10 protein-coding genes and 3 tRNA genes are annotated in these 17,157 nt (G+C 28.3%); 8 read left to right on the forward strand and 5 right to left on the reverse strand.

Features of this window, described 5'->3' with window-relative positions; all coding sequences use genetic code 11:
- Positions 1–112 precede the first annotated feature (112 nt).
- The 6 genes from AANAER_RS13600 to AANAER_RS13625 all read left to right on the forward strand — a co-directional run bounded on the left by AANAER_RS13600 (position 113) and on the right by AANAER_RS13625 (position 9,221).
- Positions 113–2,209: an ATP-binding protein gene (locus AANAER_RS13600; protein ID WP_129082491.1), complete on the forward strand. Its 2,097-nt coding sequence runs from the start codon at positions 113–115 to the stop codon at positions 2,207–2,209.
- A 141-nt stretch (positions 2,210–2,350) separates the two neighbouring features.
- The gene (locus AANAER_RS13605; RefSeq protein WP_129082490.1) at positions 2,351–4,198 is read left to right on the forward strand and encodes a 7TM diverse intracellular signaling domain-containing protein; all 1,848 of its coding nucleotides are present in this window, start codon (positions 2,351–2,353) and stop codon (positions 4,196–4,198) included.
- Entirely contained in the window at positions 4,185–4,874 is a 690-nt protein-coding gene (locus tag AANAER_RS13610) for a response regulator (protein WP_129082489.1), read from the forward strand. Before AANAER_RS13605 ends, AANAER_RS13610 begins: the two co-directional genes overlap by 14 nt.
- An 84-nt stretch (positions 4,875–4,958) precedes the next feature.
- Positions 4,959–5,723 carry an N-acyl amino acid synthase FeeM domain-containing protein gene (locus AANAER_RS13615; RefSeq protein WP_129082488.1) on the forward strand — a complete coding sequence of 255 codons (765 nt, stop codon included), beginning with the start codon at positions 4,959–4,961 and terminating at the stop codon, positions 5,721–5,723.
- A gap of 66 nt (positions 5,724–5,789) precedes the next feature.
- Positions 5,790–6,500: a response regulator gene (locus AANAER_RS13620; RefSeq protein WP_044419442.1), complete on the forward strand. Its 711-nt coding sequence runs from the start codon at positions 5,790–5,792 to the stop codon at positions 6,498–6,500.
- Positions 6,501–6,575: 75 nt separating this feature from the next.
- The gene (locus AANAER_RS13625) at positions 6,576–9,221 is read left to right on the forward strand and encodes a sensor domain-containing diguanylate cyclase (protein ID WP_129082487.1); all 2,646 of its coding nucleotides are present in this window, start codon (positions 6,576–6,578) and stop codon (positions 9,219–9,221) included.
- A 3-nt stretch (positions 9,222–9,224) separates the two neighbouring features.
- On the opposite strand, the gene AANAER_RS13630 is transcribed toward AANAER_RS13625, so the two are convergent.
- Both AANAER_RS13630 and AANAER_RS13635 read right to left on the reverse strand, forming a co-directional pair.
- The gene (locus AANAER_RS13630; RefSeq protein ID WP_129082486.1) at positions 9,225–11,426 is read right to left on the reverse strand and encodes a sensor histidine kinase; all 2,202 of its coding nucleotides are present in this window, start codon (positions 11,424–11,426) and stop codon (positions 9,225–9,227) included.
- An 8-nt stretch (positions 11,427–11,434) separates the two neighbouring features.
- Positions 11,435–12,388, reverse strand: a complete 954-nt coding sequence (locus AANAER_RS13635; RefSeq protein ID WP_206732547.1) for a substrate-binding domain-containing protein — start codon at positions 12,386–12,388, stop codon at positions 11,435–11,437.
- Positions 12,389–12,641: 253 nt separating this feature from the next.
- On the opposite strand from AANAER_RS13635, the gene AANAER_RS13640 reads away from it, so the two are divergent.
- Complete coding sequence (locus AANAER_RS13640; RefSeq protein ID WP_129082485.1) at positions 12,642–14,936, forward strand: HAMP domain-containing methyl-accepting chemotaxis protein; 2,295 nt, start codon at positions 12,642–12,644, stop codon at positions 14,934–14,936.
- Positions 14,937–14,961: 25 nt separating this feature from the next.
- Here the strand turns inward: AANAER_RS13640 and AANAER_RS13645 are convergent.
- The 3 genes from AANAER_RS13645 to AANAER_RS13655 all read right to left on the reverse strand — a co-directional run bounded on the left by AANAER_RS13645 (position 14,962) and on the right by AANAER_RS13655 (position 15,322).
- A tRNA-Cys gene (locus AANAER_RS13645) sits at positions 14,962–15,037 on the reverse strand.
- Between the two features lie 42 nt (positions 15,038–15,079).
- Positions 15,080–15,168 (reverse strand) — tRNA-Ser (locus AANAER_RS13650).
- A 67-nt stretch (positions 15,169–15,235) separates the two neighbouring features.
- Positions 15,236–15,322: transfer RNA gene (locus AANAER_RS13655), tRNA-Leu, on the reverse strand.
- 144 nt (positions 15,323–15,466) lie between these two features.
- On the opposite strand from AANAER_RS13655, the gene ilvD reads away from it, so the two are divergent.
- Positions 15,467–17,155 (forward strand): dihydroxy-acid dehydratase, encoded by a 1,689-nt coding sequence (gene ilvD / locus AANAER_RS13660; protein WP_044419440.1) that lies wholly within the window; start codon positions 15,467–15,469, stop codon positions 17,153–17,155.
- Positions 17,156–17,157 lie beyond the last annotated feature (2 nt).

Consider the following 17,157-nt stretch of genomic DNA (forward strand, 5'->3'; position numbering starts at 1 on the left):
CTAAAACTAAAATTTAATTTAAAATTCCATTTCAGTTTATTTATATAAAATAATTATATATCTATGGTATTATTATTTATAAGGAAATACTTAAAAACGTAAGGAATCTATTATGGATTATTCAATCTCAGCTAAAAAAAATGCCTATCTGTTTATTTTAACAGTCGGTATATTAAACACTATAATTGCACTGTTGATGTATACATATTTCAAAAGTACCCTAACCCAGTCTTTATATGAAAAGAATATTGAATTGGCAAAATTAGAGTTTGAAAAAACAGAAGATGAGATGCAAAGAGAGATAAACCATTATAAACTGATTTTACAAGTTATAAAAAAAAGTCCCCACTTTCAAAAATATATAAGAGATTACTCAAAAGAGAAAGAAGAACTTTTAATTCATGATTTTAAAAATTTTTCAAAAACAAATAAAAATATTTTTCAACTAAGATACTTGGATAAAAAAGGCGAAGAAAAAATAAGAGTAGATAAAATCAATGAAAACATAGTTTTAGCGCAAACTTTGCAAAATAAGAGTCAAAGATACTATTTTACAAAAACTGCTTCTTTAAAAAATAATCAGTTTTATATCTCTGATTTTGATTTAAATATTGAAAATAAAAAAATCGAAATTCCTTACAAACCTACAATCAGAGTATCCACACCAATTTATATAAACAACGATTTTGCAGGGGTTTTGATTATAAACTATAATGCTCAAGAGTTAATTGACTATATATCGAAAAAAAGAACATTTGATGTATATTATATGGATAAAAACGAAAATTTTCTGCTTCATCCAAATAAGAAAAAAAGTTGGAGTTCCCAACTAAATACAAACTATAAAGTTGAAGATGAGATAACAAATATTCATGAATTAATCAAAAATGAATTCAAAGATAAAAACTGGATCTATTATATTGATAAAGTTTCAGTTACAGATAATGATTTTTATATCATCTACTCCATAAAAAAAGAGATATATGAAAAAGAGTTGTCTTCACTGAAAAAAAATATTCTATTAGTTTTTCTCATCATTTTTTTAGTAACTTTACCTATTGTTCTTATAGGCTCTTATCTACAATCTTTTCAAATGAAAATTTTGGAAACTTTAATAGACGGATTGCCTTTCCCCATAGTTTTAAAAAACGGCTCGGGAAAATTTATTTTAGTAAATAAAGCTTTAGTAAAACTATTTGGTTTTTCAAAAAAAGGGGACGTCTTAGGAAAAAACTCTTACGATTTTAGTTCTATGTCTCTTCCTTATACAAACAAACAAAAAGATACGGAAGTTTTATCAAAAGAGCAGATGAAGTTTGAAGACAGTGTTATATTATCTGATAATAGAAAACTCTATTTTGATACAAGGTTAATCAAAATCTCTTTTTTAAATATTTTTAACAAAGATTTTATTTTGGGAATAGCAATTGATATAACAGAATTAAAAGAGTTAAACAATGAATTAGAAAAGAGAGTAAAACTAGAAGTTGAAAATAGAATGAAAGCTGAAAAGCAGCTAGTTCAAAAAGTCAAACTTGCAGAAATAGGAAATCTCATAGACAATATTATTTTACAGTGGGAGCAGCCTTTAAATATCATATCTTTAAGTGTTCAAGCTATTGAATTAGATAGCGAACACGGTAATTTTACAAAAGAGAACACCTTAGAAAGAATGGAGATAATAAAACAAAATACAAACTTTTTATTTAATACGACAGATGACTTTAAAACATTTTTATCTTTAGATAAAGGGATTGAGTTGTTTAATATAGATAAAGTTATTTCAAAAGTCGAAAGAATATTGATCGGTAGAATAAAAAATAACCATATACAACTTGACAAAAGAGTAGATAAAGAGCTAAATTTAAAAGGTTATAAAAATGAATTTTCACAAGTTATTTTAAATCTTATAAATAATGCTTTGGATGAATTTGAATCTCCTAACAAGAAATTTAAAGAAAAAAGTATCTTTATAGAGGCTTTAAAAAAAGAAAATCTTTGCATAATAAGAATAAAAGACAATGCAGGGGGAATTCCAAAAGAGTATCTTGAAAAAATATTTGATACAAAATTTTCTTTAAAACAAAAAGAGACATTGGGAATAGGATTGACCATTTGTAAAAATATTATCGAAAAAAGTTTTAAAGGAGAACTTCAAGCATATAATGAAAATGAAGGTGCTGTTTTAGAGATTAAGATTCCTCTTTAATCTCTAAAAAACACAAGCGTCACAATTTTTGTCACAAAACTTTACTTATTATAAAGAAAAACACTATATTAAACATCTATATTTATATAGATAAAAATTCTTCTTAAGTATAATTTGTACCATAAAACGGCAAGGTAGGCAATGAAAAAAATATTAGTTTTAATCTTCTTTCTTTTTACGACTTTAACTTACGCTTCTTTTATTTCTATAGATAAAAACAGTAAAAATATCGATATCTTATCAAAATCAGAAATCTTTATAGACAAAAGCAGAGAGTTGTCCATTAACGAAGTAAAAAACAAAAAATTTACGGCAAATAATAAAAAAAATCTAGCATTTGGATACTCCCCTGATTTTAATGTTTGGATAAAATTCACTTTATATAATAATTCAGAAGAGACCATAACCAAAATATTAGAGTATGACAATCCTCTTGCCACACATATATATTTTTATAATGAAAAAAACGGATATAAGAAGGAAGAAGGAGGTCTGCTTTCAAAAGCAGAAAAAAAAGTTTGTATAAATCAAATTTTTACTATAAAACTTAATCCAAAAGAGAAAACTATCTGCTATGTGAAAGCATCATCTTACATTACGGCATTGATAATAAAATTAAAACTTTGGGATATAGAGACTTTTTTTGATAAAGAGGTAAAACATCAAATTATATTATCTCTGTTTTTTGGAGCCATGTTAATACTTGGAGTATATAATCTTTTTATCTTTTTCTTTACAAAAGATATAAGCTATTTATATTATGTCCTTTATATTTTCGGTATTCTTTTTCATCAATTAGCTTATGTAGGCTTTGCAAAACTCTATATTTTTGATACGGAAAATATGATAAGAGTTATTAAAAGTGCATCTATTATTGTTGCGGCACCCGTTCTTGCATTAGGTCTATTTACAAAAAATTTTTTAAAAACAAAACAGTATAAAATCCATAATATTATATTAGATATATTTTTAGTTTTAATCCCTGTTTCAATTCTATTTTTTCTTTTAACTGAAAGCTTTGATAAATATAGAAACGTAATAACAATGCTATTTTTGGTATATCTAATGTATATTACTCTTTATGCTGCACTTAAAAAGAATAAACAAGCCTACTTTATACTCTTTGCCTGGACAATCTTTTTAACCACAGGAATGTTAATGTTTTTATCAAGTGCCGGAATATTTGATATTTTTGAACATATACCTTATTTAATAGAGATCTCTTTTGTCTCAGAAGCTCTTGTATTCTCCGTTGCATTGGCAAACAGAATAAACAGTCTTCAAGAAGAGAAAGAGATTGCAAATCAAAAACTTTTAATACAACAACAAAATGAGACACAAAGATTGGCAAAAAAAGTAGATGAGAGAACAAAAGATTTAACAAAAACATTAGAAGAAAAAAGTCTTCTCCTCAAAGAGTTAAATCATAGAGTAAAAAACAATATGCAGACAATCGTTTCATTAATAAGACTTCAAAATGATGAGATGCAAGATGATAAACTGCAAGATGTTTTAATTACAATTCAAAATAGAATTAATTCCATGAGTCATTTGCATGAACTTCTTTACAGAGATGAAGATATTTCTCATATAAATGCTTATGAATATTTTGAAATTTTAATAGAAGAGGTGAAATATAGTTATGAAAGAGATATAGATATACATTTAAACATAAAAACAAATTTAAAAATAGAACAGGCAATTTATTGTGGATTGATTTTAAATGAATTAATCACAAATTCATTTAAATATGCTTTTCCTGACGAGATTGGAAATATATATATAAATTTAGAAAAAAGAGGTAAAAACTATATTTTGGAAGTAAAAGATGATGGAGTCGGATATACTCAAAGTAATAGAGCTACCCACTCTTTAGGTCTAACTCTTGTTAGAACTTTGGCAGTAGAACAATTAGAGGGTAAAATCTCAATCGACTCAAAAAATGGAGTTGATGTTGTAATAAAATGGAAAGATCATGACAAAAGCTAAAATTTTAATTGTTGAAGATGAGAGTATTGTTGCTTTAGATATAAAACATGCTTTACAAACACTTGGGTTCAAAGTAACAGATTGTGTAAGAAATTACACCAGAGCAATAAAAAGCGTAAAAGAGGCAAGACCTGATATTATTTTAATGGATATAAATTTGGATAGAAGCAAAGACGGAATCGAGACAGCCAAAGAGATCCAAAAAATAGAGAATATCCCGATAATCTATTTGACTGCATTTTCCGATGAAAAAACTATACATAGAGCTATAAAAACAAACCCTATTAGTTATTTAATCAAACCTTTTAAACGAGATGAATTAAACTCTTCAATTCTTTTAGGTTTATATAAAATCAACAAATCAAATGAAAAAATAATAAGTTCAAAATGTGTAGAATTAGGTTTTAACTACTATTATGATTTGGAAGATGAAATACTTTTTTACGATAATGTACCTATTAAATTGAGTATAAATGAAAGAAAACTTTTAAGCCAATTAGTTAATGCCAAAGGTTCTATTATAACATTTAGAGAGCTTGAATACCTTATTTGGCCTGATTCACCGGTTTCAGACAGTGCATTAAGAACTCTGATTTATAGGCTAAGAAGCAAATTAGAGTATAGAATTATTGAAACCGTTCCTTCCTTAGGCTGTAAACTAACCCCTCTTTTTTAATTTTACAAATTTTATTTATTATTTTTTCTGTGACGTAAACTGTGACGCCGCTCTTGTAAAGTTGTCCTTAAAAAAGGACAAACAATGGCAAACATCAACAAAAACATATCTTTAAACCAAATGCAGGAGCTTCTACAAAGCAGTTTTCAAAGTAGAGAAGTTTATCATCTTCCCGAAAGTTTTTATGAAGAACAAAAAAGAGCAATAGAGATCTTTAATAAAAGAATTTTTTTAGAAAGCGTAATTGATGAGACTATCTCTTTTAATAAAAAATTAAACTGGGATTATGAAAAAAGCAATCTAAAATTAACAACCACCGCCGAAGAGTTAGTAGAAGTTTTTAAATTAAGAAGTGACGTCTTTTCTGAAATAAACTATCAACATGAATTTCCTGATACTATCGAAGGTTTAAACTTTGATAAATTTGATAAAACTTCTGCTGTTATTTATTATCAACAAAACAAAGAGGTAACTGCATCAATCAGATTAATTTTTGATTCAAAAAACGGACTTCCGTCTGAGGGGAAAGCCAAATTCGATGATATGAGAAAAAAACATAAAACAATCGGAGAGATTTCAAGAAATATAGTGAAATATAGAGGAAAAGGATTAAACCAAGAATTTAAATATCTAATGTGCGGGGTATATAATGTTTTTACCAATAATGATATAGATATGGCACTTTCGGGAATAAAAAAAGAACACCTAAAACTTTTTAAAAAACTTGGAGGAGTAGATATATATAAAGAGATGAATGCCTACGGTTCTTTGAAAGTACCCGTATTAATAATTTCATATAACCCTCAATATGCATCAAAATTTTTTAAAAAAGTCTTTTTAAATGAATAAAAAATTTTCTGCAACGCAAATTGTGACAAGAAGATGTTATGATGAAAAAAAGGATAAAGGTTAAGTATGACAAGATCAAAGATATTAATCGTTGAAGATGAAACTATTGTTGCTCTTGATATAAAAAAGACTTTGGAGAATTTAGATTTTGAAATAACAAATACGGTAACAAACTATAACAGCGCTCTAAACAGCGTAAGAGTCAATAAACCTGATTTAATCTTAATGGATATAAATCTGGGACAGAAATATGATGGGATAGATACTGTAAAAAAAATTCATGCAATAGAGAAGATTCCGGTAATATATGTTACGGCATTTACCGATGAACAAACTATAAAAAGGGCGATTCAGACAAATCCCGTAAGTTATTTGGTTAAACCTTTTAAAAGAGATGAGTTAAAGTCAAATATTCTTCTAGGTCTTTATAAAATTAGTAAAGAGAATAATGATTATAAAAATATAATAGATGTGGATATTGGATTAGGATATTATTATAATTATAAAGAGAACAGACTTCTTTATAAAGAGATGCCTATAAAATTAAGCAACAATGAAAACTTATTACTTAGAATTCTTATTGAAGCAAATAACAAAGTCGTAACTTTTGAGGAGTTAGAAGAGAGAATTTGGCCTAATAACGAGATATCTGATAGTACATTAAGAACACTTGTTTACAGACTAAGAAGTAAACTTGAACACAGATTAATTGAGACTGTGCAAAAAGTAGGATGTAGACTAAATAAAGACAACCCTATGCATGCAGCAAGCAGCTAGAATTTAAAACCTAGATTAAAATATCTTTTTTGGTTATAATAAAAAAGGTATGAAAATTTAATTTAGGTTTTAAATATGAGAAAAAAGCTGTTATATCTAATAATACTGATTTTAATCTCCACCATATTTAGTTATATCATTTTTTCTTTAATCGATAATAGAAAAAAAGAGGATTTAGAATCAGAAAAAGAGTTAATTAAAATAACATATAAAACTGTTATCAAAGCTTTTAAAATACACTCAAATTTAATCTACTTTAATAGAATCAATACTCCGCAGATAAAAAAACTCTTATTAAATATAAATGAAGCCTCTAAAGAGGAAAAAAATATTATTAAAGTTCAACTATATAATGAACTTATTGATATGTATAAAAACATGTCTGATTTCAAATTAAGACAATTGCACTTTCACCTAAAAAACAATGAAAGCTTCTTAAGATTTCACAAACCAGAAAAATTTGGAGACAGTTTAAAAGGTGTTAGATCTACCGTTGAGTATGTAAATAGATACAAAAAAGCTATTTACGGCTTTGAAGAGGGAAAAATATTTAACGGTTACAGATTTGTTTATCCTTTAGAGTATAAAAACAAATATTTAGGCAGTGTAGAAACTTCCGTATCAATGGACTCGATAATCAAGGAGATGAAAGAAGAGTTAAACAGTAACACCGATTTTATTATAAAAAAAGAGATAGTAGAAAAAAAGGTTTTAAAAGAGGAAAAAGCAAAATATATTCAATCTGCAGTTTTAACAGATTTTTATCATGAAAAAACTGTAAGCAACGGGGGCAACCCACTTATAAAAGAGCTTTTAAAAAAATATTTGACATCAAATACAATAGAAAAAAAACTTCAAAAAGGAGAGATATTCAACTTTTTCTGCTCTAATAAAGAACAAACATATATCTTAACTTTCTTCCCCGTAAAAAATGCTATTTCCAAACAAAGTGTTGCTTATATAATATTTGCAAATAAAAACCACGATTTTAAAGAGTATGAAAATCAATATATACTTTTTTTATCTATTCTAATTCTTTTGATAATTACCCTAATGTACTTTATTTATAAAATCGATGAAAAGAAAAACAAACTTATTAATAAAGATAAAATTCTAAAAAAAGTACAAGAGATTGGTAAATTAGGCTATTGGAAATTTGATTTAGTAAAAAATCAACTTATATGGAGTGATGAAGTTTACAATATATTTGAATTACGAAAACATGAGTTTGAGAAAACATACGAAAATTTCTTAAAGTATGTTCATCCTCATGATTTAGAAAAAGTAACTAAAGTATATGAAGAGTCCTTAAAAAACCGAACAAACTATCAAGTTGAACATAGAATTATTACACAAACAGGCAAAATTAAATATGTAGAAGAGGAGTGTCATCACACTTTTGACGAGAAAGGGAATATCGTCCAATCTTTGGGAACAGTACATGATATTACAAATATAAAAATTTACCAAGCGCAGATAGAGAAAGCAAAAAAGCAATTTGAATCCTTGGTTTCACATATTCCCGATATTGTATATCGTTGTGAAATTGATAAAAATTTAACAGTTCTATTTATAAACAATGCTATAGAAACTATTACGGGTTATAAAAAAGAGGAAATACAACAAAACAAGGGAATATCTTTTAGTTCAATTATCCATCCCGAAGATATAAAAAAATTAGACAAAGCTATAACATCACTTATAAAAAAAGATAAAGAGAGTATAGAAATAGAGCATAGAATCATTACAAAAAATAGAAAAATTATCTGGGTTGATAACTTTTTAAAAATGCTTGAGGAGAATAAACATCAATTTATAGAAGGAATAATAAACGATATAACTATTCAAAAAGAGAACTATATAAAACTTCAAAAATTTATTGATACACAAGATAATATCGTGATATTGACAGATTCCGAAAAATTAAACTTTGCAAACAAAAAATTTTTCAGTTTTCTAGGTTATGAAAATCTAGAAAATTTTAAAAAATTCTATAGTTGTATTTGCGAACTATTTATAGAAAATGACAGATTTTTTCACCTAGGAAAAATCAAAAAAGATGAAAATTGGATTGAAGAGATACAAAAAATTCCTTCTTCACAAAGGGTTGTTGCTTTGCTTGGTCAAGATTTTAGTATACACACTTTTTCCGTAACGGTAAATAAATTTGAAAATAATCTATTTATAGTAAGTTTTACTGATATAAGCGAAACTATGACAGAACAAATAGAGTTGGAAGAAAAAACCGTACACGACAAACTAACCTCAGCTTTCAACAGAGAATACTTTGATCTAAACTATAAAAAATTTATAAAAGAGTATACAAAAGAAAAGACACACTTAGCAATCTCTATTTTAGATATAGACTTTTTTAAAAAAGTAAATGATAACTTCGGTCATGATATAGGAGATTATGTCTTAAAAGAGCTGGTATCTGAAATAAACAGATTTTCAAGAAAAGATGATATTCTTATTAGATGGGGAGGAGAAGAGTTTATTTTGATACTAAAAGTTGAGTCAGAAAAAGGGTTATATAAAGCCTTGGAACATATAAGAAAAATCATAGAACTACACTATTTTGAAAAAGTAGAAAAGATAACTTGCAGTTTCGGAGCAAGTATTTATAAAAACAATGAATCTATAGAAACTACTATAAAAAGAGCCGATAATGCACTATATAAAGCCAAAGAAACAGGAAGAAATAGAGTTATAATAGAGTAGAGTTTATGATGATTTAAAAATTATAATAAAACATGCCCCTTTGTATTCTTTATTTTTATATTTAAAAATTTCATTATGAACAGAGATTGAAGCTTTATGTCTGTTTCTAATTATTTTATCAGCCATAGAGAGTCCAAGCCCTGTACCTTGAGACTGATGTTTTGTAGAGAAGTACGGTTCAAAAATTCTATCTATAATTGAATCGTCAATTCCTCCTCCACTATCCAAAATTTTTAATTCCAAACTATTTTCATCAAGTTTTTTTGTCTCTATAAAAAGTAATCTATCATCTTCATCTTTTACATTCTGTTTCAATACATCTTTACTATTGTTAATAATATTTATAAAACCTTCAGTTAGCTCATTTTTATTCCCGTTTATCTCTAAATCATCATTAATTCTTATAACTCTTTTTATATAATTATTATTTAAAGAAGCTTCTAAAAGAATCAAAGTATTTTCCAAGGTCTCTTTTATACTGATTCTTCTGTAAGATTTGTCACCTTTTATAAAATCTCTGAAATTATCTATTGTTTTTGATAAATAATTAGCCTGAGTTACGACACTGTCCGCACACTCGCTAATATCGTTTTTTTCCAAACAATCAAGTTCGGATTTTAGTTTTAATCCGCTTACGCTTGTAGTAATTACACTAAGAGGTTGTCTCCATTGATGAGCAATATTTCCAACCATTTCTCCCATTGATGCCAATCTTGCCTGCTCTTGCATAAGTTTTAAACTGCTAGTATCTTTTGCAACAATTAAAAATCTTTTTTTATCAGGAAGCAAAGAGATACTCATATTAACATAAATTCTTTTATTACTTTCCAGAAGATATGCTTTTTCAAAATTCCTAACAGACCCCTCTTTTAAAACTTCTTTTATAACGGCTAAAGTTCTCTCCTTATCTTCAGCGGCAGTTAAATCTAAAGAAGACTTTTTAAGTAATTCCTCTTTTGAAAATCCCGTCATATTTAAATAAGCTTCATTGAATTTTAAAAATTTTGTTTCTAAATCTAAAATTGCTATTCCGTCTTTAGAATAATTAAAAATCGTTTCAAACTCTTCTTTTTGTTCTTTAATTAATTTTTCACTCTCTTTTCTTTGAGTAATATCTCTAGCAGATGCATAAATAGCATCTTTATTATCAAAAGTGATTTTCACCGCAGAGACTTCCGCAATATATGTAGTCCCGTCTTTTCTTGTATGAATAGTTTCAAAGGTTACGGGGTTGTTTGAAAGTTTTTTCTTTAATATTTTATTTTCATAGGCTGTTAGTTTTTTGTCCCAATCAGTAGTTTTAAGAGTTTTCATCTCTTCTTTTGAATATCCAAGTTTTAAAGGAACCTGTTCACTGTATTCTAAAAGATTTTCATCAAAATCGGTAATAAAAATCATATCAGAAGAGAGATTCATCAGTTTTTGATATTTATTAGAAGTGTTTTGCAGTTTAATATTCAACTCTTCCAAATTTTTTCTTGATGTTCTTATCTCTTTAAGCATTATATTTATAGAGTTTGAGAGCAATGATACTTCTAAAGAGTTAAACTCTACTAAATCTTTAATAGGTATTGCATTTTTATCTTTATTTTTTATTGATCCTATAATATCCGATATTGGTTTTAAAACAAAAGTTCTTAGAATATAATATAGAGCAAGAATTAACAGTAAAGATATTAAAAGAGTTATTACAATACTGTGAACTACAATCTTCTCTAACTTCAAATTTACAAAATGGGTTGAAGAATATATATAGATTTTACCTATTTTTATACCTTTTGAATTTACAATATCCTGACTCTTTGAATAAAAAACCCTTTTAAAAGCTTTTTTGTTCTCTTCTGAAGGTTTGTAATTAATAACTTCCCAATCTTTATTTCTAATTTTTCCCGTAATAAAAAGAGCCTTGTTACCCGTAATTTCAGACATTTTATAATCTTCAATAATAATTGCGAAAATATCTTTATATCCCATATAACTGTTAATTATTTTTTCATATTCCGTAATAGAGTAAGATTCAATAAAAGGCGCTACTACGTTTTTTAATTGGAGGATTGCAGTATCACTATTATATTTTAACTCTTTTATTAGACTACTTTTCGTAACCGTATAATTATATACCGAGTAGATAAACATAATAACAACAATTACAAGAACAATCATAATTGATAATATTTTATAAAGTGAATTTTTTTTATTTATCATCTCAAACTCTATTCTTCAACTATTCCTAATACATTTTTTTTGATAACAGGTAGTTTTTCTTCTATATTATCTTTTGAAATTGCCAGAATCGGCAATTTTTCCTCTTTTTTGACTTCTTTACCCTTTAAATAATTATCTAAAGAGATAACAGCTTTTTGCCCCATTAAATAAGGTTGTTGCATTGCAGAACCCACTAAAATTCCTTTAGGAATCAAATCCAAAAAAATCGGTTCCGCATCAAAACATATAAGAAGAATTTCTCTTTCTTTTTCCATATCTCTTATGGCATCCAAAGCTCCTTTGTATCTATCCGATCCTTGTAGCCACAAAGCCCTTAAATTTGGATTTTTTTCAATAAGCTCTTTACTAAAATCATAAGTCTCTTCATAAGAGAAAGTCACCTGCTGCTTTATTCCCGCTGCTGAAATTTTTGCTTCATTTAATGCTTTTAGAAAACCTTTTGTACGAGCTTTTCCGTTCTCTCTTTTTTGAGGAATTGAAATAATTCCTACTGTTCCATTTTTATTCCAGCCAAGAGAAGCCATTTTTTCAGTCAATCCTTTCCCTATCTTATATGCGCCGTTTTCATTATCAGAAGAGATATAAGAGACATATTCTCCGCTATTTGTTCCTATATCCGATATTACCACAGGTATATTCGCATTTTTTGAAAGTTTTAAAAGAGTAACGGCAGTTGAAGAGTTTATGGGAGAAAGAATCACTCCGTCAACCTTTTTTGAAATTGCTTTTACTATATTTTCCAATTCTCTTTTTTTTAGATTATTTGCACTGTATATATCAATATCATAGCCTAAATCCGAAGCTTCATTTTTTATTCCCCGCGACATTATTTCCCAAAAAGGAATCCTAATATCAGATACTAAATAAGCTAATTTTTTTTCTTCTGCATTAAGAGATAAACAAAAAGCTAAAAATAAAAAAATAATATAATGAATCTTCACTGTTACTCATTCCAATTTTAAATAAATATACTAAATAATAAAATTATGTTACTTTAAAGAGTTTTATAAAAGGATTAAATCATAAAAATTATACTAATAAATTCAATGATTGTGGCAATTAAAACAACTTATTTAAAAAAACTTTTTAAATTATATAAAATAAATAATCTTATTTGTTTTATATAAGTTTCGTTTAATTTTTACTTATATATGATGTTAATTACTCTTAATCAATCCCAAAGGAGAGAAAGGCATGTTAAAAAATTTAAGTATAAAAATGAAACTTATTCTATCATTTTTAATAGTTTCAATATTAGTTGCCCTATTAGCTGCATACAATTTAATAGGCTTAAATAAATCATCCGACGGTTTCTCAAATTACAGAGGATTGGCAAAAGATAGTCTTTTAATAAGTACAGTCCAAGCAAATATGCTTATGATGAGAATAAATGTTTTAGATTATTTAAATAACCAGAATAATCAAAATATAACAGAGTTTAATAAATATCATAAAATTTCAACTGATACTTTAAAAACCGCTTTAGAAGAAATAACCGATTCAAAAAGAGTTACAAAAGTAAAAGAGATTGAAGATTTTCTAAATAAATACAAAGCTACTTTTCAAGATATTATATCTCTTATAAATAAAAGAAATGAAATAGTAGAAAATAATCTAAATATAAACGGAAAAGAGATTGAAAAAAAATTAAGTTCCATAATAGTAAATGAAAAAAATATTGCTGATAAAGATTTGGCAATATCAACCTCTCAATCCATAAGACTGCTTCTTTTAACAAGATTATATGTCGTAAAATTTTTAGACACAAATTTAAAAAACGATATAAACAGAGCCATTGAAGAGTTTTCCAAATTTGAAAATGATATAAGTAGTTTAAAAAATTTAAGTAAAAATGCACAAATAAAAAATGCCATAGATGAAGTATCTACTTTAAGTTCAGAATATAATAACGGACTTAGTGAATTAGTGGAGATAATTGAAAAAAGAAATGATCTGATAAAAAACAACTTAGCCGTATTAGGTTCAAATATTGCTAAACTTGCCCAAGAGGTAAAACTATCAATAAAAGAGGAACAAGACCTTATCGGTCCTATGGTTTCTAAACTTAATAAAAATCTTATTAATACTTCTTTATTGGTTGCCGCAATAATTATTATTGCCGTAATTATTTTTTCTATTACCATCCCACTTAATATTGCATCATCAATAAATAGATTAAATCAAGGAGTATTAAAACTTCTTAATAGCGGAGACGTAAAATCCAGAGTTGAAATCACGTCAAAAGATGAAATAGCAGTCGTATCCCAAAACTTTAATAAATATCTTCAAAATATTGAAGATGGAATACATACTGATTTATTAGTTATTGATGATGTAAAAAGAGTGGTTAATGAGGCTAAAAACGGTATTTTATACAAACAAGTTGAAGTAGATACGAAAAATCAATCTTTACATGAGTTAAGAAATATTTTCAATGAAATGCTTACTCTTATGGCAGATAAAGTTTGTGGAGATATGAATAAAGTTCAGTTAGGTTTAGAAAAGTTCCAAAAACTTGATTTTACACATAGAATCACAGGAACATCAGGAAAAACTTCACAAGGATTAAATTCACTTGCGGAGATTATAAATGATATGTTAAAAGAGAACAAAGCAAATGGTTTGACTTTGGAAAACAGTGCCGATATACTTTTAGAAAATGTAGATATTCTAAGTAACTCTACAAATGAAGCGGCAGCATCCTTAGAAGAGACAGCTGCCGCACTTGAACAAATAACCAGTAATATAGTACAAAATACGGAAAATGTCGTAAGAATGTCGAAATACGCAGAAGAGCTGACAACTTCGGCAAACGGTGGAGAAAAGTTAGCGGCAAAAACAACTTCGGCTATGGATGATATAAATAATCAAGTAAATGCAATAAATGAAGCAATTACGATAATAGACCAAATTGCATTTCAAACAAATATACTTTCACTAAATGCAGCAGTAGAAGCAGCAACGGCAGGTGAAGCAGGAAAAGGTTTTGCTGTAGTAGCCCAAGAAGTAAGAAATCTTGCAAGTAGAAGTGCAGAAGCGGCAAATGAGATAAAATCACTTGTAGAAACTGCAACATCAAAAGCAAATGACGGAAAAACAATATCAGATAAGATGATTCATGGTTATCACACTTTAAATGAGAATATAGCTAAAACAATTCAAATTATAAAAGATATTGAAATGTCTTCAAAAGAGCAGCAAACAGGAATTGAACAAATAAACGATGCGGTAACCGAATTAGATCAGCAAACCCAAGAAAACGCAAGTGTAGCTACACATACAAGAGAAGTTGCTCTTCAAACTCAACATATTGCAAAAACCATAGTAAAAAATGCCGATGAGAAAAAATTTCTAGGAAAAGATGAAGTAAAAGCAAAAGATTTGCACTCTTTAACTTTAGAAAAACCTACAAATGAAAATAAAAAAACAGTACCTAAAAAAGAGACCTTGGCAACTAAGCAAGAAGATGATCAATGGGAAAGTTTTTAGTTTTTATTTAAGATGAATTAAAAAGTGGAGGAGGTAGCCGGACTCGAACCGACGCATACAGGATTTGCAATCCCGGGCATTACCAACTTTGCTATACCTCCATTACAAATCATTTTAACAGTGAAACGAAAATGATTATTAAATGGCAGAGAGCAAGGGATTCGAACCCTCGGAGGCGTGAACCTCGCCGGTTTTCAAAACCGGTGCTTTCGACCAACTCAGCCAACTCTCTACAAGAAATATTAAGGATATCACCTTATAAAAGAGTAAAAACATTTTACTTTTTTATAAGGTTCTAATGGTGCGAATGGTGAGAATCGAACTCACACTCCGAAACCGGAATGGGATTTTAAGTCCCACGCGTCTACCTATTCCGCCACACTCGCACTTAAAGTAGTATTTAAAAAACTGTTTGTTTTTCAAATTGGAGTGGAATTATATTCTAAAAAAATTTATTTGTCAAGAGTTTTAACAATTTTTTTTAAAATTTTTGATATAATTCAAAAAATTAAAAAATTAGGGGTTCTATTATGAGAAGTGATGAAGTAAAAAAAGGTTTTGACAGAACACCGCACAGGTCGCTGTTTAGAGCAACTGGACTAAAAGACGAAGATTTCGATAAACCCTTTATCGGAGTGGCAAACTCTTTTATTGAATTAATTCCCGGACATTTTTTCTTAGATAAAGTAGCAAAAATTATAAAAGATGAGATAAAAGCAAACGGATGTGTACCTTTTGAATTTAATACTATCGGAGTAGATGACGGTATTGCAATGGGACACGACGGAATGTTATTCTCTCTTCCTAGCCGTGAGATAATTGCAAACTCAATTGAAACAGTAATGAATGCACATAAACTTGATGCAATGATTGCTATTCCAAACTGCGACAAAATCGTTCCGGGTATGATTATGGGAGCTTTAAGAGTAAATGTTCCTACTATTTTCGTATCAGGCGGACCAATGGCAAAAGGTCATACAAAAGACGGTAAACCTATTGATTTGGCAACTGCATTTGAAGCCGTAGGGAAACATGAAGCAGGAGAAATGAGTGATGCAGAGTTAAAAGACATTGAATGTAATGCCTGTCCAAGCGGAGGTTCTTGCTCTGGAATGTTTACTGCAAATTCAATGAATACATTAATGGAAGCTATGGGAATTGCATTACCTGGAAATGGAACAATCCTTGCTTTAACACCTCAAAGAGAGGAGTTGTATAGAAAAGCTGCAAGAAGAATTTGTGAAATTGCAAAAGACAAACAAAAAAGAGAAAAATTTAAATTAAGAAATATTTTAAATGAAAATGCAGTAAGAAATGCTTTTGCCGTTGATATGGCAATGGGTGGAAGTTCAAATACGGTTTTACATATGTTAGCTATTGCAAAAGAAGCAGAAGTTAATTTTAATCTTGAAGATATTAACTCTATTTCAAAAAAAGTTTCTCATATTGCAAAAATTTCTCCTTCTCTTTCTACTGTTCATATGGAAGATATAAATAAAGCAGGTGGAGTAAATGCAGTTATGAAAGAGATTACAAAAAGAGGTAATCATGTATTAACTGATAATTTAACAATCTCAGGAGAGACTCTATTTGAAAAAATTGCTGATGCAACTATAAAAGATACGAATATAATCCATACTATAGAAAATCCTTATTCAAAAGTGGGTGGATTAGCTATTCTTTACGGTAACTTGGCAGAACAAGGAGCCGTTATAAAAACAGCAGGTATAACAGGAGATAGAGTATTTACCGGTCGTGCCGTATGTTTTAACGGACAGCCTGAAGCAATAAAAGGAATCATCGGAGGAAAAGTAAAAGCCGGTGATGTTGTTGTTATTAGATATGAAGGACCAAAAGGAGGTCCGGGTATGCAAGAGATGTTATCTCCTACTTCTCTTATTATGGGGATGGGACTTGGAAGTTCTGTTGCACTAATTACAGACGGTAGATTCAGTGGAGCTACAAGAGGAGCCTCAATCGGTCATGTTTCACCTGAAGCGGCAGAAGGTGGAATGATCGGTTTATTAAAAGACGGTGATGAAATTCATATTGATGTTGATAAATATATTTTAAGTGTTAATCTAAGTGATGAAGAGATTGCAAAAAGAAAAGCAGAGTTTAAACCTCTTAAAAAACCTCTTACTTCAAAATGGCTAGGTCAATACAGAAGTTTAGTTACAAATGCAAGTTCAGGTGCAGTTTTAAAAACCGACCTTTAATA

It is taken from the genome of Halarcobacter anaerophilus (assembly GCF_006459125.1).
Classification (GTDB): domain Bacteria; phylum Campylobacterota; class Campylobacteria; order Campylobacterales; family Arcobacteraceae; genus Halarcobacter; species Halarcobacter anaerophilus.